This window comes from Bradyrhizobium sp. AC87j1 (assembly GCF_002936975.1).
Classification (GTDB): domain Bacteria; phylum Pseudomonadota; class Alphaproteobacteria; order Rhizobiales; family Xanthobacteraceae; genus Bradyrhizobium; species Bradyrhizobium shewense.
Genome location: NZ_PTFE01000044.1, coordinates 40,025 through 63,112 on the forward strand (window position 1 = coordinate 40,025; position 23,088 = coordinate 63,112).

Sequence of the window (23,088 nt, forward strand, 5' to 3'; positions counted from 1 at the left end):
CAACGACGATCTTCCTGATCATGGTGGCGATCTTCGTCTCGCGGTACCCGATGGAGGAGCGCGAGTTCAGGGCGTGCCGGGTCGTGGCCGCCGTTCTCGATCGCGCCACTGTTGTCGATGGGCAAAACCTGGTGGTGCGCCCCACTCCCGCGCTCGAGGAGCTGAAGGCGGACAGCCCAAACCTCTGGTACGTCGTCTCCGTGGGCGATCTCGTCAGCGAGTACGGCAGCGAGCACCGGCCACAGCTTCCCTTCGCCTTTCCCTATCGCGGGCCTGTCGGCCTGTCCGTCTTCAGCACACCCGACCAGAACAGCACGTTCTGTCTCGCGGTTGCGCAGCGGGGCGCCTTGAGACTCACGACGATGGTCGGCGAGCCTCAGGTCCGCTTCGGGCGGCTCGCAAGAAGCTTCCTCGCCCGCAGCTTCTTTTCGATCCTCGTGGTAGCGCTGGCCTTTGCGGCCACCGTCGCGATCGGGTCGGCGCTTGCTGCGCGTTTCGTCTCACGCGGCATCGAGCGGGTCGCGCGTCGCGCCCTCGCGATCGATCCATCGGCCCCGCAGGGCCTGATCTCGTTGTCCGAGGTCCCGCGCGAGCTGAAGCCGCTGGTCGAGGCGCTAAACCGCGCCTTCGGCGAGATCGATGCCTATATCAGGATGCAACGCCGTTTCCTCGGCAATGCCGCCCATCAGCTCCGCACGCCGCTGACGCTGCTGCGCGCCAAGATCGAAGACGTACCCGAGCCTGCCCTGAAGGCCGAACTGGTGCGCGACGTCAGGCGCCTGACGTCGCTGGTCTCCGCCATGCTCGACCTGGCCCGGCTGCAAAACCATGCGATCGAAAAACGGCCGATCGATCTCGCCCAGATCACACTGGACGTGCTCGCCGATTTCGGCCCCTCGGCACTGGACGCCGGCATCGAGCTCGCGCTGGAACAGGCAGAGAAGGGTCCGCTCCTGGTGCAGGGCGTGGACGCCGCGATTCGCAGCGCGCTCGCCAATCTCGTCGGCAATGCGCTCATCCACGCCCATGGTGCGCGACGCATCGTCGCCACGCTCGGCCGCGACGGCATCTTGATTGACGACGACGGCGCAGGCCTGCCGGACGGCGTGGAGCACGGGCTGACAGAGCCGTTTCAGACCGGCAACACTGCCGGCGAGGGCGCGGGCCTCGGCCTGTCGATCGTCCGCGAGATCATGGCCGCCCACGGTGGCGAGCTGGTGATCTCCTCCACGCCTGGCCGCGGCACGAGCATGAGCCTGCGCTTTCCCGTCGCCGCCGCACCGACCAGATCTCCACACGTGGATCTGCAAGCGGGCTGACCGCGAGCTGCGCCGGTCAATCCGCGAAACTGTCCGGAAACATTGGCGTCAAAAACGTCTTCCTCGTTTCGTCGTTGCGCATCAAGCAATCAATATGTTCGCCGACGGCCACGGGAATATTCTCGCACAAGCGAACCTGGTCCGGCATCGAGACGACCAAACCTCCGATTGACATCTTCAACGGAGATTTTCCAATGCGTGTTCTCACAATGATTGCCGTCGCCAGCGCTGTGATTGCGAGCTCGACCAGTGCTTTCGCCAGTGAACTTCCCACTTACGAAGTGAAGTCGTTGCCGATCTCGGCGACGCAGGTGCAGGTGCTCGGCGGCGCCGGCGTCGAGGAGCAGTCGACCGCGCCCTCGATGATCGTCGCTGGCATGCCCGCCTCGCCCGCGCAGGTCTCGGTGCTGTCGCCGCGCGTGAAGCGGCTTGCGAGCGCCGGTTCGGGCAGCGAAGCGCGCTGAGCCTTTCGCATCGCTTGCGGCGCATGAATCTGACGCGGGCGCCGTCAGCGTTTTCAGGTCATGCTGCCCGGCATGAAGCAGCGCACCCGCGGGTGGCCGTCGATATAGTGCTTCCACACCATGGTGCGACCGATCTTGTTGGGCACGGTGATGACAGCACCCTCGGGCACCACGACCCACTCGTTGTCGATAAGGACTCGGTAGCGTCCCTGGTTGGACTCCCAGTCGACATCGGCCACGACATAGCCGTCCGCATCCGTGCAACATTGCCCGTATTCGCTATGCAAGCTCTCGAACCAGGGCTTTAACGGCGAGTTGGCGTAGCGCCCGTCGTCGCGCGCCAGCGCCGATGTCGCCAAGAGCCCGGCAAGGCCCAGCAACGGCGCCGCATACAATCTTGCAAGTCGCGATCTTGGAAGTCGCATATCGTCTCCGACATGATCGCCGCGTGGGACAACGCGCGCCGTCCGCCTTCCGCAGCTCGGCGAAAGGCGCGGAGGGCAGCGACTCATTCCCCCAGCAGCTCTGCGGATAGCTATGCAAATCCGGCGCCAGCATGCATTCCGGGCAACTACTGGAGCGGGCCCGCGGCGCACTGGTCTTTCGGCGGATATGGCCCCGCCGACCTTCCGTTGTCCCAGCCTGCACGAAGAATGACGCGACGTGGGGCTATTGCCGATCAGGCGGCCCGGTGCGCGACGGACACCTTACTGCTTGGGCGCCGGCGCCATCATCGTGCCGCCGCTCTTCTTCGTCGGTGCCGGCGGCTTGGTGGCCGCGGCCTGCGCGGGCAGATATTTCGCGACGATGGCGGGATCGACCTGGGCGAGGTTGGTGTCAGGCAGGCGCGTCCAGGCCTCGTCCTTGCCGAGCAGCGCGATGCCGAGATAGCCGCGCAGGGTCAGGGTCTGTCCATCAGGACTGACCTTCATGTTGGCCTTCCAGATCTGGCCGTCGCGCGGATTGAGCACGTTGCCGCCTTCGTACTTCAATCCGTCGCGCTTCATGTTGCGGACGAAGGAGATGCCGAGCACCGGCGCGTTCTTGCGATCGTCGGTGCACTTGCTGCAGATCTCGTTCGGATCGTCGCCGGGCCGCGGGAAGGTCTTTGCGATCACGCCTTCGAAGATGCCGTTGTGGTCGATGAAGAGAAACCATCCGACCGTCTTGCCGTCTTCGACCTTCTGCCAGAGGCCCGCCGCCGTGGGCTCGGCGATTTGTGCCGCAGACGGCGTCACCGTCGCGAGCGACAATGCGAGCGCGAGGAAGGGGAGCAGCCGAGAGCTGGAAAAAATCCGCATTAGATCACCTTGTTATTCCACGACCGGAATGGCCGCAGACTACGGCGATTTCGCGAACGGTTCCAGCACCAGAAACATGGGGCATCGCCCTCCCGGCCTGCCGCCGTCAGTTGACACCGAGCTTCTTTTGCAGGCTGGAGGACGAGGTCGTGTACTGGAACACGAGCCGCTTCTCCGGATAGACGTAGCGATGGGCTTTTTGCGACATCAGCGCACCCTCGTGGAAGCCGCACAGGATCAGCTTGATCTTGCCGGGATAGGTGTTGATGTCGCCGATCGCAAAGATGCCGGGAACATTGGTCTCGAACGCGGACGTCTCGACCGGCACCAGATTGTTCTCCAGCGCAATGCCCCAGTTCGCGACCGGGCCGAGCTTCATGGTCAGCCCGAAGAACGGCAGCATGGTGTCGCAGGCAATATCCGTGACGTTGTTGTCGTTGCCCTTGATGGTGGCGCCGGTGAGCTTGCCCTCAGTGCCGGAGAGCGCCGTGACCTGGCCGAGCCGGAGATCCATCTTGCCGCCGGCAACCAGCGCGCGCATCTGCTCGACGCTGTGGGGCGCGGCGCGAAACTCGTCGCGCCGGTGCAACAGCGTGATGCGCTTCGCAATCGGATGCAGATTGAGGGTCCAGTCGAGCGCGGAATCGCCGCCGCCGACGACCAGCACGTTCTTGTCGCGGAACGTCTCCATCTTGCGCACGGCGTAATGGACTGAAGTGCCTTCATAGGCCTCGATGCCCGGCACCGGCGGACGCTTGGGCTGGAACGAGCCGCCGCCGGCCGCGATCACCAGCACCTTGCATTCGAACACCTTGCCGGCGTCGGTGGTGCAGCGGAAGGCGGGATCGCCGATTTTCTCCACCGTCTCCACCATCTCGCCAAGATGGAAGGTCGGATGGAACGGCTTGATCTGCTCCATCAGCGCGTCGGTGAGGCCCTGGCCCGAAACATGCGGAATGCCGGGAATGTCGTAGATCGGCTTTTCCGGATAGAGCTCGGCGCACTGCCCGCCGATCTTGTCGAGGATGTCGACGAAATGCGCCTTCATGTCGAGAAGGCCAAGCTCGAAAGCGGCGAACAGACCGCAGGGGCCGGCGCCAATAATCAGCACATCGGTTTTGATCACATCGCTCATGTCGTCTCTTTATCGGTCGTTATCGGTTGGACGGCGCCCGGCGGGCAGAGGTGACCCTGCCTGTCTAGCCAACGGGGATGGATCAGGGAAGGCATAAAAGCGGGAGCGCCCCGCAGCCGCGCCCACTTGCCGGGGCAAAATAACTGGGCTGTAACGAGGAAGACATGACGGAGATCAATCGGTGAACGCACCAAGTCGCCTCGATACGACGCCGCGCCTGGAGGACTATCCCTACCGCCTCAGCGACAACGTCCGCTTCGGCGATCTCGATCCCAACCAGCACGTCAACAACGCGGTCTACGCCACCTACTTCGAGACCGGCCGCGTCACGCTGATGAAGAGCCCGGAGTACGGGCTGACGCCGCCAGGTCTCGCCTGGATCATGGTGCGGCTCGACATCCATTTCCGCGCCGAGCTGCACTGGCCGAACACGATCGAGCTAGGCCTCGGCGTGGTGAAGCTCGGACGGACGTCAGTGACCTTCGAGCAGGTCGTGTTCTCGCAAGGAAAGTGCATCGCCTCGGCGATGTCGGTCGGCGTCATGCTCGACGAGGCGACGCGGCGGCCAGCACCGCTCAGCGCGGAGATCGTCGAGAAGCTCAGACCCTGGCACAAGCGCGGCATCGCGGTCGCGACGCCGAACATATAATTCAACTCAGAAGCGTCAGGATCAGGCCTGCCAGAATTAGGCCTGGCGTTCCGGCGTCGTCACGACGAGACCGTCGAGATCGTCGGAGACCTTGATCTGGCAGGACAGGCGCGAATTCGGGCGCACGTCGAAGCCGAAGTCGAGCATGTCCTCTTCCATCGGCGTCGGGCTGCCGACCTTCTCACGCCAGGCTTCGTCGACATAGACATGGCAGGTCGCGCAGGCGCAGGCGCCGCCGCATTCGGCCTCGACGCCGGGAACGCTGTTGCGGATCGCGGCTTCCATCACGGTTGCGCCGTTCTCGATTTCCACCGTGCGGGTTTCGCCCTTGTGGTCGACAAAGTGAATCTTGGCCATGTGTGCTCGTGCTGCCGCGGTGCTGGGAATGAAGGAGGGTCCGGGCTGTCCTATAACGGGTCGATCAGGCCGGCGCCATAGGGTTTTCAGGCGAAGTGAATCCCGCTTTGCGGTAAGAAAACGCGTCAAAACAAAAGACTAGAGTCCGGCTCGGCCGCGTGGCCTCAAGGCTTCAGCATCGCCTCGATGGCGGCGCGGGCCTCGGTCACCGCCTCCTTCAGCGCGGCGAAGGCGTGGCGCTGGTCATGGCCGGTCTGGACCGCGATCTCCAGGCTTGCGGCCGCATCCGCCACCGCAAAAGCGCCGATCCCGCGCGCCGAGCCCTTGAGCTTGTGGGCCAGTGCGCCGGCCTCGGCCGGCAGCGCCACCATCGCCGCGATCAGGCGGACCGCCTGCTCGGCGAACATGGCCAGCACTTCCTGTTCCAGCTCCGCGTCGCCGAGCGTCATCCGGGAGAGATGGTCGAGGTCGAGCGGGCTGTCGATGGGTGCAAGCGGGGGCGAGGGCATCCAGTCCATCCGTTGCAGTTCAGGCGTCATGGCGCAGGCCCCGGCATCGCGCGACGGTTCCGCCGGTTCGGCGGTGAGATTGACCTCACCCAAGCACGGAAATGGTTAACGAAATGTTTGGGGTCTTGAACGCAGTTCCGCCGGCTTATTGACGAAAAGTTGCCGCAATCAGCCGAGTCCGGTGGAGAATTGCATTTGTTGCTAAGGTCTTACGGCGCGACCCTGTTAACGATGATTAAGATTGTCTTAATCGCGGGCATTTCATTCGCCACGCTCTGCCAATAGGATGTTGCGGAAATTGGCGGACAAGCCGTCCGGGTGGGGACGGCTCGGAGATCCGCGCAAGCGGCATGATCCGGTCTGTGGGCTTGCGCAGCGCGCAGGGCTCGCGGGGGGACGCGTACAAGTAACGAGGGCTCGGACTGAACATGGCGAACACTCCGAAAAAGGTCAAAGACCCCACAGAAGTTGCGCTTTCTGCGATCCAGGAAGCCCTGAACATCAGCGACACGGCTGCCGACACCAGCCGCAACGCCGCGATGCGCAACGAAAATGCGCCTTCGGTGGCGCCGCCCCCCCCGATCTTCGACGAGCCGAGCTTCGAGCCGCGCCCTGCCGCCAACGAACGCTCGACCGTGTTCGACCCGGTCGAGGAGCCGCGCTCTTCGCGCCGCGCCGCCAATGACGACCGCGAGACCATCGGCCAGCTGCTCCAGGCCCTGCAGAAGGGCCGCCCTGCCCGCAACGTCTACACCTTCGCCACCATTTTCGCCGGCGTCTGGCTCGCCGCCTGCGCCGCGCTGACCTTCGGCTTCCTGCCCTCGATCCAGGCCGCTATGGGCCAGAGCGGCGGCGTGCTCGTCATCGCCGGCCTGATCGCGATGTTCTTCGCGCCGATCATGCTGTTCTACTTCCTTGCGAGCCTGGTCTGGCGCGGCCAGGAAATGCGCATGATCGCGCAGGCGATGGCGCAGGTCGCGATCCGCTTCTCCGAGCCCGAGGGCTCGGCCTCCGATTCCATGGTCACCGTCGGCCAGGCCATCCGCCGCGAGGTCGCGGCGATGGGCGACGGCATCGAGCGCGCCATCGCGCGCGCCGGCGAGCTCGAGACGCTGGTCGCCAATGAGGTCGCCGCGCTCGAACGCGCCTATTCCGACAACGAAGTGCGCATCCGCGCCCTGCTGCAGGACATCGCGCATCAGCGCGACAATCTGGTCGGCCAGGCCGAGCAGGTCCGCAGCGCCATCTCCGGCGTGCAGATCGATTTGCGCCACGACATCGCGCTGATCTCGGATGCGATCGCCTCGCGCGTCGACGAGGTCGCCAAGTCCATCACCGGCGCGCTGGAAGAGCGCGGCGCCCACATCACCAGCGCGCTGAGCAATGCCGGCGACAACATGATCCTGGCGCTCGGCGAGCGCGGCGGCGACCTGCTCGACCGCCTCGAGGAAGCCAGCAACGAGACCACGCGCGCCGTGCTCGACGCCAGCGAGCGGCTGACCACCAGCCTCAACTTCAAGACCGGCCACGTCCACGACGAGTTCGTCGACCTCGCCGACCGCGTCCACGAGATGCTGAACGAGCGCATCGACCGGATCACCGGCGAATTCGAGCAGCGCTCCGCCGCGATCGTCGACGGCATCTCCGAGCGCACCGAGCAGGTGCACGACAGCCTGAAGAATTCCTCAGACTCGCTGCTGCTCGAGCTCGAGCTGCGCTCCAACGACCTCTCCGCCAAGATCGACGACGCCGGCAACCGCCTCGCCGGCCAGATCCTGACGAGCGGCGACAAGGCAAGCGAGGCGCTCGACGCCACCGTCAACACCCTCGTCGCCAAGGTCGTCAGCCAGACCGAGACCGCGCACGACTCGCTGTCGCTGCAGATGAGCGCGTTCGACGAGCTGGTCAGGAACCAGGGCACCGAGCTGGTCGAGAAGTTCGCCCGCGACTCCGGCACGCTGGGCGCGCTGATCACGCGCCACATCTCCGAGTTCGACCGCACCGTGAAGACCTTCGGCGGCGAGATCGTCGAGCGCATGGGCCAGCGCACGCAGGACATCCACGAGTCGCTGAAGACCTATGTCGAGAATTTCGACACCCGCTTCACCGCGAACGGCGGCGAGATCACGGCCTTGCTCGACCAGCGCCTGGTGCAGTTCGAGACCACGGTCGGCGAACGCGTCAACCACCTCGACGCCTCGCTGAACGGCAAGATCGCCAGCCTCGACGGCACGATCGATGGTCACATCAAGACCTTCGACGAGCAGCTCGTCGGCCGCGTCGCCGCGCTCGAACAGTCGTTCGACACCCGCGCGCAATCCATGACCGAGACCATCGACGGGCGCATCAACACGCTCGCGACCTCGCTGACGGATGGCGCCGCGCAGGCGATCCAGTCGATCGACTCCCGCCTCACCCACCTCACGACGTCGCTGACCGGCGGTGCATCGCAGGCCATCGAAACCATCGATGCGCGCCTCAACCATCTCACGAGCTCGCTGACCGGCGGCGCCTCGCAGGCCATCGAGACCATCGATGCGCGCCTCAACAACCTCACCACCACGCTGACCGATGGCGCCTCGCAGACCATCCAGTCAATCGATACCCGCCTGACGCACCTCACGACGACGCTGACGGGCAATGCGACGCAGGCGCTCGAGTCGATCGACTCCCGCCTCACCTACCTGACCACCGCGGTCACCAACGGCGCCTCGCAGGCCGTACAGTCGATCGACACGCGCCTGACCCTCCTGACCTCCACCCTCACGGACGGCACCGCGCAGGCGATCGAGGCGGTCGACCGCCGCATCACCGGCGTCACCGAGATCATCGACGGCCGCAGCACGCACCTGACCGACACGGTCACGGCGCGCTTCCAGGAGATCCATCAGGTCATCGAGACCCGGGTCGGCTCGGTGGCCAGCGACATCGACGTGCGCGTGGCGCAGTTCGAGGACCTGCTCGGCTCCCGCGTCGAGGCCGTCGCCGGCCGCATCGAAAGCAGCGGTCGCCAGGCCAGCGAGGACATGATGTCCCGCGCCGAGATGATCTCGACCGCGATCCGCTCGCATGTCGAGGACGCCGAGCGCTCGCTCACCAACCTCGTCGTCAACACCAGCGAGACGATCCAGACCGGCGCGCGCACCGCCCAGCAGTCGCTGATGACGGTCTCCTCCGACGTCAACGCTCAGCTCAAGATGACCTCTGTCGAGGTCGAGCGCGCGCTGACCGCGGTCGGCACCGGTTCGGCGAACTCGATCCTGAGCAGCGCCCGCGAGGCGCAGTCGACGCTGGTCGCAGCCTCGGGCGAAGCCTCCAACCAAATCAAGGGCCTCGCGGCCGACGTCGAGCGTACGCTTTCGGCGGCAGGTTCTGCCACCGCAGCCTCGATCCTGGCCGGCGCCCGCGAGGTGCAGACCACCCTCGTCACGGCGTCCTCGGACGCGGCCAACCACGTCAAGACGCTCACCGCCGACGTGCAGCGTTCGCTGTCGCTGGCCGGCTCCACCACGGCGGAATCGATCACCGCCGGCGCGCGCGACGCGCAGAGCTCGCTGATCGCGGCCTCGACCGAGACCGCCAACCAGATCAAGGCGCTGTCCTCGGACGTGCAGCGCTCGCTGACGATGGCCGGCACCTCGACCGCCGAGATACTCACCTCCGGCGCGCGCGAGGCGCAGAACACGCTGGTTGCCGGGTCTGCGGATGCGGCGGCCCAGGTCAAGTCGCTCACCGCCGATGTGCAGCGCTCGCTCTCGATGGCCGGCACCTCGACCGCCGAAACCATCACCTCCGGCGCGCGCGAGGCGCAGAACATGCTGGTAACGGCATCCTCGGATGCGGCGAGCCAGGTCAAGTCGCTCGCGGCCGAAGTGCATCGCTCGCTCTCGCAGGTCGGCCAGTCGACCGCCGAGACGATCACCACCAGCGCCCGCGACGCTCAGACCACCCTGCTCTCAGTCTCGGCCGAGCAGACCAGCCAGGTCCGTTCGCTCGCGGCCGAGATGCAGCGCGCGCTGGCGACCGCCGGCGGCGCCACCATCGAGGCGCTCACCAGCGGCGTGCGCGAAGCCCAGGGCTCGTTGATCTCCGCTTCGACCGATGCGGCCAGCCAGATCAAGTCGCTGACCACGGACATCGAGCGCACGCTGACTGCGGTCGGCGCCGACACCGCCTCGACCATCCTCAACAGTGCGCGTGAGGCCCAGACCTCGCTGACCTCGACCTCGGCGGACGCCGCGAGCCAGATCCGCACGATCTCGACCGAGATCGAGCGGACGCTGAGCGCGGCCACCGCGAACGCGACCAACGACATCCAGACCAGCGCGCTCAACGCCCAGAACGCGCTGATCTCGGCCTCCAACGAGGCGAGCTCGCGGGTCAAGTCGAGCTCGTCCGACGTCGAGCGTTCGGTGCTCGCCGCCAGCTCCAGCTTCGGCCAGGCCATGACCGGCAAGACCGACGAGATCGTCACCTACGTGCAGCAGCAGGCCGACCGTCTGTCGAACATGATCGACTCCAAGCGCGGCGCCCTGGTCGACGCGATCGGCTCGAAGACCAGCCAGCTCACGCTCGACATCGACCGCGTCACCTCGGACGCGCTGAAGTCGATCGAGACGCGCGGCCAGGCCTTCTCGCAGACCATGATGGGCAACGGCTCGGAAGTCGCGCGCACCATCAACGCGGCGAGCGAGATCGCCACCGGCGCGGTCGGCAAGTCGCTCAAGGACCTCGAGCAGGCCTCGCGCGCGGCGATCGACCAGTCGCGCCAGGTCTCGATCGCCGCCGTCACCGAGATGCAGGAGACCAGCAAGATCCTGCGTACGGACACGGTGGCGCTGTTCGAGCGCCTGCGCGAAGGCAACATCCTGCTTCAGGAGGTGCTAACCGGTGCGCACGACAACCTCAACTCGCTCGAGCGGGCGCTGGTGACGCGCGTCGCCGACTTCGTCTCGGCGATGAACGACGTTACCTCGCGCAACGGCGCGGCGACGCAGAACCTGGAAGAGCAGCTCAACGTCTTCAACAGCAAGACCACGAAGGCGCTGCAGGATCTCGGCGAGCTGTCGACCCAGTTCGACGCGCACGGCAAGGCCCTGGTCGACGCCGCGCAAGTCGTCGAGCAGAGCAACAAGAACACCACCGCCTCGCTCGCCGAGCGCAAGCAGGCGCTGGAATCGCTCGTCACCACGATCGATCTGCGCACGGCCGATCTCGATCAGCGCCTGTCGCGCTTCACCGGCCTGCTCGATGAATCGCTGGCCGCCGCCGAAGAGCGTGCCCGCGACATCGCCCGCGTCGTCGCCGAGACCGCCGGCGCAGGCTCGGCCGCGATCACCCGCCAGTTCGAGGCGGTGCGCGTCGCATCCGAGGAAGAGCACCGGCAGACCATCGAGGCCATGCACGACATCTACCGCCAGACCACGGACGAGGCGGATACGATGTTCAAGCAGTCGACCGAGAAGTTCACCAACCTCGTCTCCAGCATGAAGCAGATGGCCTTCGAGATGCACAACGAGCTCGAAGCCACCCGCAACGAGCTGCGCCGCGGCGTGCTCGAGATGCCGCAGGAGGCCGCCGAGAGCACTGCGCAGATGCGCAAGGTGATCGTCGACCAGATCGAGGCCCTCGCCGAGCTCAACCGCATCGTGGCCCAGCATGGCCGCGGCCTCGACGTCACCACGACGGGCCGCGCGTCCGTCGCGGTCCAGCGCCAGGAGGAGCCGATCATGGCAGCTGCGAGCGGACGTAGCGCCGAGACCCGCATGCGCGACACCGGCAGCGCTTCCACGCTGCCGCCGCCGGACCTCGGCGTGCCGGCCGCGCGCCGCACCGACGCACCGCCGGTCGCGCCCGCCGGTAACGACCAGGGCCGTGACGGCTGGCTGTCGGACCTCCTCAACCGCACGGACGCCAATCAGGGCGCCCCGACCGGCCGTGAGGCTCCGCGTGGCCGCGCCGCACCCGCGCCGCAGCCGCAGGCGCCGCAGGCAAGCGGCAATCCGCTGGAATCGCTGTCGCTCGACATCGGCCGCCTGATGGACCGCAACCTCGCCGCCGAGATGTGGGACCGCTACCAGCGCGGCGAGAACAAGGCCTTCACCAAGCGCCTCTACACGCCCGCCGGCCAGAAGGCCTTCGACGAGGTCGCCCGCAAGTACCGCGCCGACCGCAACTTCAAGGGCACGGTCGACCGCTACGTCGCCGAGTTCGAACGCCTGCTCGACGAAGTCGCCCGCGACGGCCGCGGCCCGCAGGAGCTGCGCAGCCACCTGACCTCGGAGACGGGGCTGGTCTACACGCTGCTCGCGCACGCGGCGGGACGGCTGGGATAAGCGGCTCGCAGCGACAACGAACAGCGAATGAAAACGGAGGCCTCACGGCCTCCGTTTTTGTTTGGGCAGTCATCCGCGCTCCCATGCCCCGGACGCAGCGGAGCGCTTCCCCGGCGATGCGAAGCATCGTCCGGTTCAGCGGTGCGCTGCAGAGCCGGGGCCCATCTCTCCACGTGTACCGTGTTGCCTTCTGGGTCCCGGCTCTGCACAGCTACGCGAAGAGCGTTGCAGCGCGTCCGGGACACGAGAGGGATTGCGCTGCGGCGGCTGCACTCTTCGTCATTGCGAGGAGCTCTTGCGACGAAGCAATCCAGACTGCTTCCGCAGAGACAGTCTGGATTGCTTCGCTTTGCTCGCAATGACGGAGGGGAGGTTCGTGGACCAAACGCTCCTACCGCCTGCGCTCCGGCGCGGCCGACCTCGGCGGCTCGGGCGGCGGGGGCGGTGGGGCGCTGCTGTTGCTGGCGCCGAACAGCACGCGGGTCGGGTTGCGGTCGAAATTGTTCACGGCGCGGCTGATGTCGCCGAGGGTGCGGCGGCCGTCGCTCATCAACGCGCCGGAGCGCTTGTCGAAATCGTCGGCGAGCTCGCGGATCGACTTCACCGCCTGGAACAGCTCGCCGCCGTCCTTGCCGCCGGCGAGCGTGTTGAGGCCGAGCATGAGGTTGTCGGCCTTGAGCATGACGCCGTCGACCTTGGCCATCACGCCGTCGATCTTCTCGGAATTGCGCGCCAGCGAGTTGGTGAAGGTCTCCAAATTCTTCAGCGAGTTCTTCACCGATTCCTGATTGTCGGCGACGATCTTGTTGATGTTCTGCAGCGTGCCGCGGATCGCCTCGGTGACGTCCTGGAGCTTGTTGGGGTCGGCCGTCAGCGTGGGGATGCCGTCCTGGTCGAGCGGCGGCGGGGCCGCGGCCTCGTCCCCGCCCTTCAGCGAGATCGCGGCGACGCCGGTGAGGCCCTGGAATTCGAGGCCGACCAGGGTGTCCTTGCGGATCGGGGCGTTGTTCTCGATCATGGCGAGTGCGACAACCCGCCGCGGGTTGTCGAGCTTCACCGAGACCACCTCGCCCACCCGGATACCGTTGAAATTGACGCTGCCGCCGTTGCGCAGGCCCGCCGCCGGGCCCTCGAACACGACGCGCAGAGGGCTGCGCTGCTTGGTGGTGTGCAGCGACTGGAACCAGAGCACGAAGCCGATCGCCGCGGCGATCACCGCCAGCGTGAACGACCCGATCAAGACGTAGTTTGCCCGCGTTTCCATCAGGTGCTCCGGCTACTCATCACGGCTATTCAACCCAGCCACTCAACCCATGACCGCGCGGGCGCGCTTGCCATGGAAATATTGCCTCAGCCAGGGATGCTGCGAGGCCTGCATGTCGGCGATCGACCCTGCCGCTATGATCTTACCGTTCCCTAAAACGGCGATGCGGTCACACGCTGTGTAAAGGCTGTCGAGGTCGTGGGTTACCATGAAAACGGTCAGCCCCAAAGTGCGCTGGAGCGTCCTGACCAGCTCGTCGAAATCGCCGGCGCCGATCGGATCGAGGCCCGAGGTCGGCTCGTCCAGGAAGACGAGGTCGGGATCGAGCGACAGCGCACGCGCCAGCGCGACGCGCTTGATCATGCCGCCGGAGAGTTCGGACGGGAAGCGCTCGGCGACCTCGGGCTTGAGGCCGACCATGGTGAGCTTGGCCATGGTGATCTCGTCCATCAGCCGCTGCGAGACCCGCAAATATTCGCGCATCGGAAACTGGATGTTCTGCCGCACGGTCAGCGAGGAGAACAGCGCGCCCTGTTGAAACAACACGCCCCAGCGCCGCTCCACGTTGCGGCGCTGCGACGTATTGGAGGAATCCAGGTCGACGCCGAACACCTCGATGGAGCCCGCAACCTTCGGCACGAGACCGATGATGGTGCGCGTCAGCACCGACTTGCCGGCACCGGAAGGACCGACGAAGCCCAAGATCTCGCCGCGCTTGACGTCGAGGTTGAGGCCGTCGAGCACGCGTGTGCTACCGAACTGCACGGTGATGTCGCGGACGCGAATGATGGGATTTTGGATCTCGCCAGCCATCGTCACATCCCGATCGAGGCGAAGAAGATGGCGAACACGCCGTCCATCACGATGACGAAGAAGATGCCCTTCACCACCGAGGCCGTGGTGTGCTGGCCCAGCGATTCCGCGCTGCCCTGCACGGCGAGGCCCTCGACGCAGGCGACGATGCCGATCACGGCCGCCATGACCGGGGCCTTGACGATGCCGACGATGAAATGGTCGATCGAGATGGCATCGCGCAAGCGGAGCAGGAAGGCTTCGGGCTCGACCCCGCCATAGAGCCAGGCGACGAGGCCGCCGCCATAGAGCGCGGCCATCGCGCCGAGGAAGGCCAGGATCGGCAACGCCAGCACGAGCGCCATCATGCGCGGCAGCACCAGCACCTCGATCGGATCGAAGCCCATCGTGCGCAGCGCGTCGATCTCCTCGCGCATCTTCATCGAGCCGAGCTCGGCGGTGTAGGCGCTGCCCGAGCGGCCCGCGACCATGATCGCGACCAGCAGCACGCCGATCTCGCGCAGCACCAGCACGCCCAGCATGTCGACCACGAAGATGTCGGCGCCGAAGCGGCGGAAATGGAAGATGCCTTGTTGGGCGATGATGCAGCCAATCAGGAACGTGATCAGCACGATGATCGGCACCGCGCGCCAGCAGACCTGCTCCATGTGATGCACGGTCGAGGTCAGGCGGAACGAGCGCGGATGGATCAGGACGCGAAATCCCGCCGCGAGCACGGCGCCGAGCATGTCGACGAGGCCTGCGACGGTGCCGCCGATGCCGGCCACGGTCCGGCCGATCTGCTCCAGCATGCCGGTGATGGTCACCGTGCCGCTGTCGACCACGGCCGTCGCCCTGACCCGCCGCACCTCGTCCACGAGGCTGGAATAATTGACGGAGAGACCCGCGATCTGCGCCTCGACGGACCCTTTCGTCAGGCTGCGGCGCAGCCGCTCGATCAGCCAGGCGCCGAACGTGTCTAGCTTGGCGACCTCGGAGACGTCGATGAAGATGCTTTGCGGGCCGCCTGCGAGCTTCTCGGCGTCGGCCACGATCCGCTCCAGGACCGGCGCGAAGCTGGCCGTCCACGTCCCAGTGGCGCAGAGTGCCAGCGCGTTGCCCTTGGCAATCCGTTCCAGCTTCGGATCGCTGCTCAAGATGCCCGCTCCCGTGCCGGGGCGGAGAAAATCAGATAGTTGCGCACGCGCCCTTACCCAGAGAAGGTATCCCCAAGTGGTTAATGTTAGTTGCTAGAGGTAACTAGCAGGTTCAGATTTCGCCAGAGTTCAAAATGACTTCCATGAAATTTGCTGCCCTGGCGGCACGAATCGAGCGCTTCCTGATCGCGGGCAGCTTTACCATCAGCCGGGGGGCCAAGACCGAGGCCGTGACGGTCGTGGCCGAAGTCAGCCGGAACGGCCTGACCGGCCGCGGCGAGTGCGTGCCCTATCCCCGCTATGGCGAGACACCCGAGGCGACGCTGGCGGCCATCCAGGCCATGCAGCAGGCCGTGGCGGACGGGCTGACGCGGCAAGCCCTCCAGGCCGCCATGGCGCCCGGTGCGGCCCGCAATGCCCTGGACTGCGCCCTGATTGATCTCGAGGCCAAGGCGGCGGGCCAGCGGGCCTGGAACCTGCTCGACCGCCCGGTGCCAGGCGAGCGCACCACGGCGTACACAATCTCGTTAGGGACCCCCGAGGCCATGGCCGCCGCCACGGCCAAGGCGGCGCACCGGCCGCTTCTCAAGATCAAGCTCGGCGGCGACGGCGATCCGGAGCGGATCGCGGCGGTGCGCAAGGCCGCTCCCGAATCCGAGCTGATCGTCGATGCCAACGAGGCCTGGACCGAGGCCAATCTGGCGCACAATCTCGCCGCCTGCGACGCCGCCGGCGTCACCCTGGTGGAGCAGCCACTGCCCGCGGGCAAGGACGAGGCGCTGGCGCGGATCAAGCACCCGCTCGCAGTCTGCGCCGACGAGAGCGTGCATGACCGCTCCTCGCTTGCCCCCTTGCGCGACCGCTACGACGCCGTGAACATCAAGCTGGACAAGACCGGCGGCCTCACCGAGGCCCTCGCGATGGCGGACGCTGCGCAGGCGCTCGGCTTCGAGATCATGATCGGCTGCATGGTCGCAACCTCGCTGTCGATGGCGCCCGCGATGCTGGTGACGCCACAGGCGCGCTTCGTCGATCTCGACGGCCCGCTGCTGCTGGCGCACGACCGCGATCACGGCCTGCGTTACGACGACAGCCTGGTCTATCCGCCGGACGCTTCGCTCTGGGGCTGAGGCTTGAGCCGGCGCCGCGCCGACCAGATCAGAAGCGCGCCGGCCGCCGCCATCGCAGCCATCACGTAGTACAATCCATCGCCGATGCGGGCGTAGATCGCACCTGACGCGATCGAGGTCGCGGCGCCGAGCAGTCCGCTGCACGCGGCGTAATAGCCTTGCCCCCGCGCGATCTGATGCGAGGGCACGCGCTGCACCAGGAGATTCATCGTGCCGACGATGGTCATGCCGAAGCTGAGGCCGTGGCCAAGCTGGACGATCGCGAGCAGCGCGAGCGGCGGCTCGCTCGCGGTGACGATCCAGCGCAGCACGGCGCTGAGCCCTCCGATCGCGATCATGGTGGACGGATGCAGCGTGAAGCGCGGCGACAGCGCGAACACCACGATCTCCGCGATCACGCCCAGCGTCCACAGGCCCGCGATCGTCAGCCCACTGATCCCATGGAGCTGCCAGTTGATGGCGGAGAAGGTGTAGTAGGCGACGTGGCTGCCCTGAATCAGCGCGGCCGACACGATGACGGCCCAGAAGCCGGCATCGCGCAGCAGCGCCTTGCCGGCATGCCTTTCCGTCGTCTTGCGCCTGACATCGTCCAGCGGCTGAAGCAGCAGGCCGGCTGCGACCGCAACGACGGCCCATGCGACGATGACCCAGATCAGATCGCGCGCGGCGATGTGGTCTACGAGATAGCCGCAGGCGAGCGAGCCGGCGGCGAAGGCCGCCGAACCCCACAGCCGCAAGGGTCCGTAATCGAGCCCGTAACGGGCGACGCCGCGCAACGCGTAGGCATCGGTCAGCGGCATCGTCGGCGTCCACATCATGCAGGTCAGCGCGTAGATCAGGAACAGCGCCAGCGGCTGCTGCTGCAGCCCGACCGCCGTAAAGCCGATCGCGGTCGCCAGCACCGACACCATCATGCCGGCGCGAATGGCATGTCGCTTTTCGGCGAAGGCGGTCACTTGCGGCAGCGTGGTGAAGCGCGTGATCGCCGGCAGCGCGTTGATGAGGCCGATCCAGGCCGCGTCGATGCCGATCGCCTTCAGCCACACCGGAAAGAACGGCAGATGCGTGCCCGAGACCGCGAAGACAGCCGAATAGAACAGGGCGAGGCTGACGGCGAATCGCCGTTTTGCGGATGCTGGCGTGGGGATTTGTGATTCGGGTGCCATCAAACCAATTGCGATTCGGCCGATATCGTGATGATCGTTACTGTAACGCGCGGTGATTTGCGCGACGAGATCGCAATGGCCAACGAAGCATTCGCCCTTTCGCCCATGTCTGCCCGCGCGGCCGAGCCGAACGAGCAGGATTACGACGCGATCCGCGAAGCCTTCATGGAGACGGCGCGCGGTCGCTGGTTCCTCGGCGAATACGCCAAGCGCAACCGCAATGCCGACACGAGCATGGTGCTCGACGCGGTCGCGAAAATCGAAGAAACCCTTGCAGCGCAGCGACAACCCGTCGTCGAAGACCGCCTGCCCGAAGCACTGGTCGAGATCCGCCGTGCGATCCGCGAGGCCGAGACGATCGCCATCGCCGCCGTCGACCCCACCGCGATCGAGGCGAGCCTCGCGGCGATCCCGCGCGGCGTGCGCATCATCAAGGAGATCTCCTGGCGCTGGCGCGAGATCGGCGCCGACGGACGAATCTGCGACCTCATTGATTCGCAGCTCGCCTCGATCGAGGCCGCCTGCGGACAGATTTCGACCATCGACCCCCGCGTCGAGCTCAAAGCCGCATTCGATCTCTTGAGGGATCGGGTGGAGCAGACCGACGGCGGCGCAACGCCGCAGGCGGCGCCGCCCGCGTCCGCTCCGGTGCAGGAGGCCCCGTCATCCGTCGCCGAAGCTGCTGTCGAGACCGCGCCCGCGGCGATGGCGAGCGAAGCACCCGTGGCTTTTACGGAGCCACCGCAGGACGTCGCCGCGGCTGCCGAGCCCGAAGCGGCCGTCGCCAGCGAAGCGTTCGCCGAGGCCGAACAGGCAATGGGCACGACCGTCGCGCCGGAGATCGCGGCCGAGAGCCAGATGGCTGTCGAGAGCACAGCGCTCGACCAAGTCGCGCCTGAAGACGTCGCGCACGAAGACGTCTCGTTCGAAGAGCCAGCCACGGACCCCGCCGCCTTCGCGGAAGCCGCTGACGCGTTCGCGCTCGACGCGGCCGCGCAAGCCGAGGACGACGCCGTGCTCGAGGCCATCGCGCTCGAGATGGCCGCGCCCGATCCTGATTTCGACGAGATCATCGCGCCGGTCGAGATGGAAGCGGCCATTGCGGAGCCGATGGTGGCGGAGGCCGCAGCGCCCGTTGCTGCAGAGCTTTCCGAACCGATCGCGGCAGAGCCGGTCGTCGCAGCGGTGGCGGAGGAGCCCGCCGCCCACGCGCCGATCGCAATGGACTCGCTCGCGCGCCTCACCGACGCCATCGCGGAGGCCGCCGCCGAAGTGATGGAGCAGCCGGCTCAGGCCATGGCGGTCACCGCAACATTCGCTGCGGCGCCGGCCACGTCGCTGCCGATGCCCTCGCCCTTGTCTGCTTCCCTGCCCGAGACCTCGCTCGGCGCCACCATCCTCGCCAGCGGCATCCTGCAAAAGCCCCGCACGCCGGCCAACGATCCCCTCGCCCCGATCCGCCGCATGACCCAGGCCGAGAAGATCGCGTTCTTCTCGTAAGGACTGCGTGTCCCGGACAAGCTGCAACGCGCTAGCGGTGCAGCGCAGAGCCGGGACCCAGAGGTCACGCTCTCCGCTGCAAAATGGGCCCCGGCTCAGCAGCGCACCGTCGAAGAGACGCTGCGCTGCGTCCGGGGCACGAGAGCGAGGAAGAGGCGCGCGCTCGCGCCACGTCGTCATTGCGAGCGCAGCGAGGCGTCGCTCTATCGCCGTCATCCCCGCGCAATGGCAAAGCCATTGCGCGGGGGTGACGGTGGTAGAGCGGAGAAACACGTCAGTGTATGTAGAGCACTAGAACCCGGTCATCACACCATGTCCCCCGAAGAAACCCTCACCCTCTGGCGCCCCGTAGGCCCGAAAGAGCTCGAGCTGATCGAGCAATCCGGCATGCGCGCGTTCCCGCCGCGCCTGCCGGACCAGCCGATCTTCTATCCGGTGCTGACGGAAGACTACGCCATCAAGATCGCGCGTGACTGGAATGTCCCGGCGAGCGGTTCGGGCTTCGTGACGCGCTTTGCCGTCAAGCGCGACTTCATCGCGAAGTATGACGTGCAGGAGGCCGGCGGACGGTCGCATCTGGAGTACTGGATTCCGGCTGAAGACCTCGATGCCTTCAATGCAGCGATCGTCGGGCCGATCGAGATCGTCCGCAGCTTTCCCTAGCCGCCGCGCGCCCCGTCATCCGCAATTCCACACCGCGCCGATCGGCGTGCGCGTCCAGCACGGGCCAAAACTGCCGCCGTTGTAGCGGCCGCCGTTGAAGCCGGGGCGGCCGAAATAGTGCCACTCGCCGTCCCAGCGATAATATTGCGGAACCGGATCGATGTACCAGTGGCGGCGGTCGTTGCGCGCGAGCCGACGCATCGCGTCCTTCTGCTTGTAGAGCGGAATGCTGTTGCTTAGCGGCTGACGATAGCCCGGCAGGAAGCCGTAGCCTTTCCAGACGGGCTTGGGACGCTTTTGAGCTGGCTCAGCGGACGCGACAGCCGGCAGCAGCGACAGGATGACAGCAACGAATAGACACACAAGGCGAGACATGGATCGACCATAGACAGTCGATCGAGGGATGACCATTCAAATTCGAGTGCGGGACGTTTCGCTGGTTCTGCCGAGCGGTCGCTCTTGATAAGCTCGCAACGCGCAGCGTGAACGCGGCGCGGACCGCTTGCATGTGCCGGAGTGACCGAATGCCTGAGAGCCCGCGCGTCGGCGCCTTTGCGATCGTTCCCAGCAACGATCTTCCCGCCGCAATTCCGTTCTGGGAGCGGCTCGGCTTTGCGCGCATCGGTGGCGATGCCGGCTATGTCATCATGAGCGGCTGTGGATGCGAGGTGCATCTCACGCAAGCCGGCGATGGCCCGTGGCGCGTGCCGGAGCACAATCCCTTTGGCATTTTCATTCGCACGCCCGAGGTCGAGGCCATTGCCGCGCGCGTGGACGATCTCATCATCCGGCCCGGCGGCGTGCTGCGCCACCGCGAATGGGGCATGTATGAAGTCGGCATCAACGGCCCCGACGGCCTTCTCGTCCGGGTTGGCTGGCCCTCGGAGCTGATGCGCCAATCCGGCTAGCTGATCACGCCCTTCCTGATCAGGAAGCATCCGTACCCCCTGCTGTCCCCCACCTGCACGACACCAAACCCCGCCGCCGCCGCGCGGTAAAAATCCGAACGCGAGAGCTTGCCGGGAACAACGGCGCATCCGACCGCGCGCTCGATCTCGGCCAGCACGGCGCGATGCACGTCGGGCACGCGGTCGGGATCGTCGACCGGCGCCATCACGCGCACCGGATCGGGATCGAAATCGTCGAGCGGATAGAGCGTCATGATGGCACGGACGGCCGTCTCCATCGTCAGGCCCGGCAGCTGGATCAGGCGCTGGGACGATGTGCTGCGGGCGATGTGCGTGGCCGGGTGGTTGGCGTCGACGACCACGAGATCATCGCCGTGGCCATGGAGGCCAGCAGCCAGAGCAGGTGGGCGTGAGGATCGGATCGATCGATTTCAGCATGTGATGGCAGTTCCCCTTACCGATCGCTAACCATAGCAGGTTCCGAGCGTGATTCAGATCACGCAAGGCCGCCATGGTGAGGGGGATCACGGACCTCAAGCTCGAACGCGGCGAGGCTCCCCGGCAACCAATCTCGCATCGAGATCAGTGCCAAAGGAGCACGCCATGTTCCGCCTAAAGCCTTTCCTGATGACGGCCGGCCTTGTGGGAAGCCTGTTCGGCTTCGCCTGCGGCCCTGTTTCCGCGCAAGTTGCCCCGATCGAGCCGGCCCCCACCGCGCTGCAGGGCCCGGAACAGCGGGTGGCGCTGGTGATCGGCAATTCGAACTACAAGAACGCGCCGCAGCTCGCCAATCCCGACAATGACGCCGAGTCGATGGCGAAGTTCCTGAACTCGGCCGGCTTCGAGGTGGTTGCCGCGACCGACCTGACCCAGAACGACATGCTCCGCGTGGTGCAGGACTTCTCCGCCAAGGTGTCCGCGCGCGGTCCCAACACGGTGGCGATGGTCTATTACGCCGGTCACGGCGTGCAGCTCGCCGGCGAGAACTATCTCGTTCCCGTCGACGCCAAGGTGTCGAGCCAGACCGAGCTCGTCAATAATTCGGTGCGGCTGGTCGACGTGATGTCGACGCTGGAGACGATCCCGAGCCGCATGCGCATCGTCATCCTCGATGCCTGCCGCAACAACCCGTTCCCTGATGTCAATGACGCCGGCCGCGGCCTTGCCATCGTCGATGCGCCGAACGGCTCGATCGTCGGTTACTCGACCGCGCCCGGCGCCGAAGCGCTCGACGGCACCGGCGGCCACAGCCCGTATACGCAGGCGTTCCTGAACGTCGCGCGCGAGCCCAACGTGCCGATCGAGCAGTTGTTCAAGCGCGTGCGCCTGCAAGTGAACCAGTCCACCAGCGGTGCGCAGATCCCGTGGGAGAGTTCCTCGCTGACCTCGGACTTCACCTTCTTCGGCGACACCGCTGTTGCCGCCAACCGCGCGCCGGTCAGGGCGCCCGTGGTGCAAATGGCCTCCAACCTGCCGAGCCGCTCGACGCGTCAGGCCTATGACTATGTCGTGTCCGAGGGCCGGCCGGAATACTATCAGGAGTTCATCCGGATGTATCCGCACGACCCGCTGTGCGACCACGTCCGCTGGCTGCTCAACAATATCCTGCTCTCGCAGGCCTGGCACAAGGCGGTGCTCGTGAATTCGCCGGTTGCCTACAAGACCTTCTATGACAGCTACGGCACCAGCCCCTATGCGCAAATGGCGCTGAAGCTCCAGATGCAGCCGAAGCAGATCCCCTTGATGCAGGCGACCAAGTTCCTGGCGCCGCAGAACGTGACCCCGACCTTCAAGATCGGCAATCTCGGCCAGCCGAAGTACATGCCGCTGCAGCAGGGTAATGGCGGCCAGATCAACGGTAATCTGCCGGTCGTGCAGAAGCCGGTCGATGGCAATGTCATCGGCAAGCTCGGCAATGGCGGCCAGATCGGCAACCTGCCCTCGGGCAACAACCAGCCGAACGGCACGCCGTCGCAGACCCCGGGCAAGATCGTCACCCTGCCTGCGCCGACCAACACGACCACCAACAATGGCGGCATCGGCAAGATCGTGACCCTGCCGGCGACTAACACCAAGCCGGACGCCGGCAACGGCACCCCCGGCAAGATCGTCAGCATGCCGGTGAATGTCGGCAAGGGCGGCACGAAGATCGAGACGAAGCCGGTCAACGTCCAGACACAGACCAACCCGATCCGCGTCAACAACGGCGTGAAGATCAACAACAACCCGGTGAACAAGGTGCAGGTGCAGAACAACGTGCAGAACAACCGCCCGCAGCTCAACGCAATGCCGAACCGCACGGTCAACAGCAACAACAACTTCCGGCAGTCGATGAACCAGGCGCCGAGCATGAACAATGGCGGTAACCGTCGCGGCGGCTTCATGCACTGATCGCGCAAGGAGAAGGTGCGCTCCCTCCCCCGCCTGCGGGGGAGGGAG

The 23,088-nt window shown here is 66.2% G+C and carries 19 protein-coding genes and 1 pseudogene; 9 read left to right on the forward strand and 11 right to left on the reverse strand.

Features of this window, described 5'->3' with window-relative positions; translation table 11 throughout:
• Positions 1 to 20 precede the first annotated feature (20 nt).
• Positions 21 to 1,319, forward strand: a complete 1,299-nt coding sequence (locus tag CV770_RS22290; protein WP_245453827.1) for a sensor histidine kinase — start codon at positions 21 to 23, stop codon at positions 1,317 to 1,319.
• 194 nt (positions 1,320 to 1,513) lie between these two features.
• On the forward strand, positions 1,514 to 1,783 hold the full coding sequence (locus tag CV770_RS22295) for a hypothetical protein (RefSeq protein ID WP_201759980.1): 270 nt from the start codon (positions 1,514 to 1,516) through the stop codon (positions 1,781 to 1,783).
• Positions 1,784 to 1,836: 53 nt separating this feature from the next.
• Here CV770_RS22295 and CV770_RS22300 read toward each other — a convergent pair whose 3' ends face one another.
• From CV770_RS22300 to CV770_RS22310, 3 genes are all read right to left on the reverse strand, one after another.
• Positions 1,837 to 2,208, reverse strand: a complete 372-nt coding sequence (locus tag CV770_RS22300; protein WP_201759981.1) for a hypothetical protein — start codon at positions 2,206 to 2,208, stop codon at positions 1,837 to 1,839.
• Between the two features lie 282 nt (positions 2,209 to 2,490).
• Entirely contained in the window at positions 2,491 to 3,084 is a 594-nt protein-coding gene (locus CV770_RS22305) for a DUF2147 domain-containing protein (protein ID WP_104463865.1), read from the reverse strand.
• A gap of 106 nt (positions 3,085 to 3,190) precedes the next feature.
• Positions 3,191 to 4,219 carry an NAD(P)/FAD-dependent oxidoreductase gene (locus CV770_RS22310; RefSeq protein ID WP_104463866.1) on the reverse strand — a complete coding sequence of 343 codons (1,029 nt, stop codon included), beginning with the start codon at positions 4,217 to 4,219 and terminating at the stop codon, positions 3,191 to 3,193.
• 181 nt (positions 4,220 to 4,400) lie between these two features.
• On the opposite strand from CV770_RS22310, the gene CV770_RS22315 reads away from it, so the two are divergent.
• Complete coding sequence (locus tag CV770_RS22315) at positions 4,401 to 4,868, forward strand: acyl-CoA thioesterase (RefSeq protein ID WP_104463867.1); 468 nt, start codon at positions 4,401 to 4,403, stop codon at positions 4,866 to 4,868.
• Positions 4,869 to 4,904: 36 nt separating this feature from the next.
• Here the strand turns inward: CV770_RS22315 and CV770_RS22320 are convergent, their stop codons facing one another.
• Positions 4,905 to 5,225 (reverse strand): 2Fe-2S iron-sulfur cluster-binding protein, encoded by a 321-nt coding sequence (locus CV770_RS22320; RefSeq protein ID WP_091958957.1) that lies wholly within the window; start codon positions 5,223 to 5,225, stop codon positions 4,905 to 4,907.
• 164 nt (positions 5,226 to 5,389) lie between these two features.
• Positions 5,390 to 5,764, reverse strand: a complete 375-nt coding sequence (locus CV770_RS22325) for an Hpt domain-containing protein (protein WP_091959514.1) — start codon at positions 5,762 to 5,764, stop codon at positions 5,390 to 5,392.
• 398 nt (positions 5,765 to 6,162) lie between these two features.
• Between CV770_RS22325 and CV770_RS22330 the strand changes: the two genes are divergently transcribed.
• Positions 6,163 to 12,069, forward strand: a complete 5,907-nt coding sequence (locus CV770_RS22330; RefSeq protein WP_104463868.1) for an apolipoprotein A-IV repeat region-like domain-containing protein — start codon at positions 6,163 to 6,165, stop codon at positions 12,067 to 12,069.
• Between the two features lie 391 nt (positions 12,070 to 12,460).
• Here the strand turns inward: CV770_RS22330 and CV770_RS22335 are convergent, their stop codons facing one another.
• From CV770_RS22335 to CV770_RS22345, 3 genes are read right to left on the reverse strand one after another with little or no spacing between them, the layout of a single operon-like run.
• Positions 12,461 to 13,333 (reverse strand): MlaD family protein, encoded by an 873-nt coding sequence (locus CV770_RS22335; protein WP_104463869.1) that lies wholly within the window; start codon positions 13,331 to 13,333, stop codon positions 12,461 to 12,463.
• Positions 13,334 to 13,375: 42 nt separating this feature from the next.
• Positions 13,376 to 14,146: an ABC transporter ATP-binding protein gene (locus CV770_RS22340; protein WP_027545159.1), complete on the reverse strand. Its 771-nt coding sequence runs from the start codon at positions 14,144 to 14,146 to the stop codon at positions 13,376 to 13,378.
• A gap of 2 nt (positions 14,147 to 14,148) precedes the next feature.
• Entirely contained in the window at positions 14,149 to 15,282 is a 1,134-nt protein-coding gene (locus CV770_RS22345) for an MlaE family ABC transporter permease (protein ID WP_104463870.1), read from the reverse strand.
• A gap of 134 nt (positions 15,283 to 15,416) precedes the next feature.
• On the opposite strand from CV770_RS22345, the gene dgcA reads away from it, so the two are divergent.
• Positions 15,417 to 16,412: an N-acetyl-D-Glu racemase DgcA gene (gene dgcA / locus CV770_RS22350; protein ID WP_104463871.1), complete on the forward strand. Its 996-nt coding sequence runs from the start codon at positions 15,417 to 15,419 to the stop codon at positions 16,410 to 16,412.
• On the opposite strand, the gene CV770_RS22355 is transcribed toward dgcA, so the two are convergent.
• Positions 16,382 to 17,578: an MFS transporter gene (locus tag CV770_RS22355; protein WP_104463872.1), complete on the reverse strand. Its 1,197-nt coding sequence runs from the start codon at positions 17,576 to 17,578 to the stop codon at positions 16,382 to 16,384. The two genes, dgcA and CV770_RS22355, sit on opposite strands and share 31 nt — an antisense overlap.
• Positions 17,579 to 17,653: 75 nt before the next feature.
• Here CV770_RS22355 and CV770_RS22360 point away from each other — a divergent pair, with 75 nt between their 5' ends.
• Both CV770_RS22360 and CV770_RS22365 read left to right on the forward strand, forming a co-directional pair.
• Entirely contained in the window at positions 17,654 to 19,078 is a 1,425-nt protein-coding gene (locus tag CV770_RS22360) for a hypothetical protein (protein WP_201759983.1), read from the forward strand.
• A 312-nt stretch (positions 19,079 to 19,390) separates the two neighbouring features.
• Positions 19,391 to 19,741: an ADP-ribosylation/crystallin J1 gene (locus tag CV770_RS22365; protein ID WP_104463874.1), complete on the forward strand. Its 351-nt coding sequence runs from the start codon at positions 19,391 to 19,393 to the stop codon at positions 19,739 to 19,741.
• 15 nt (positions 19,742 to 19,756) lie between these two features.
• On the opposite strand, the gene CV770_RS22370 is transcribed toward CV770_RS22365, so the two are convergent.
• The gene (locus CV770_RS22370; RefSeq protein WP_165637456.1) at positions 19,757 to 20,116 is read right to left on the reverse strand and encodes a hypothetical protein; all 360 of its coding nucleotides are present in this window, start codon (positions 20,114 to 20,116) and stop codon (positions 19,757 to 19,759) included.
• A gap of 149 nt (positions 20,117 to 20,265) precedes the next feature.
• Between CV770_RS22370 and CV770_RS22375 the strand changes: the two genes are divergently transcribed.
• Positions 20,266 to 20,649: a VOC family protein gene (locus tag CV770_RS22375; RefSeq protein ID WP_104463875.1), complete on the forward strand. Its 384-nt coding sequence runs from the start codon at positions 20,266 to 20,268 to the stop codon at positions 20,647 to 20,649.
• Here CV770_RS22375 and CV770_RS22380 read toward each other — a convergent pair.
• Positions 20,646 to 21,087: pseudogene (locus tag CV770_RS22380) on the reverse strand (RbsD/FucU family protein). The gene CV770_RS22375 and the pseudogene CV770_RS22380 overlap by 4 nt on opposite strands.
• A gap of 165 nt (positions 21,088 to 21,252) precedes the next feature.
• Between CV770_RS22380 and CV770_RS22385 the strand changes: the two are divergent.
• On the forward strand, positions 21,253 to 23,040 hold the full coding sequence (locus CV770_RS22385) for a caspase family protein (RefSeq protein WP_201759982.1): 1,788 nt from the start codon (positions 21,253 to 21,255) through the stop codon (positions 23,038 to 23,040).
• Positions 23,041 to 23,088 lie beyond the last annotated feature (48 nt).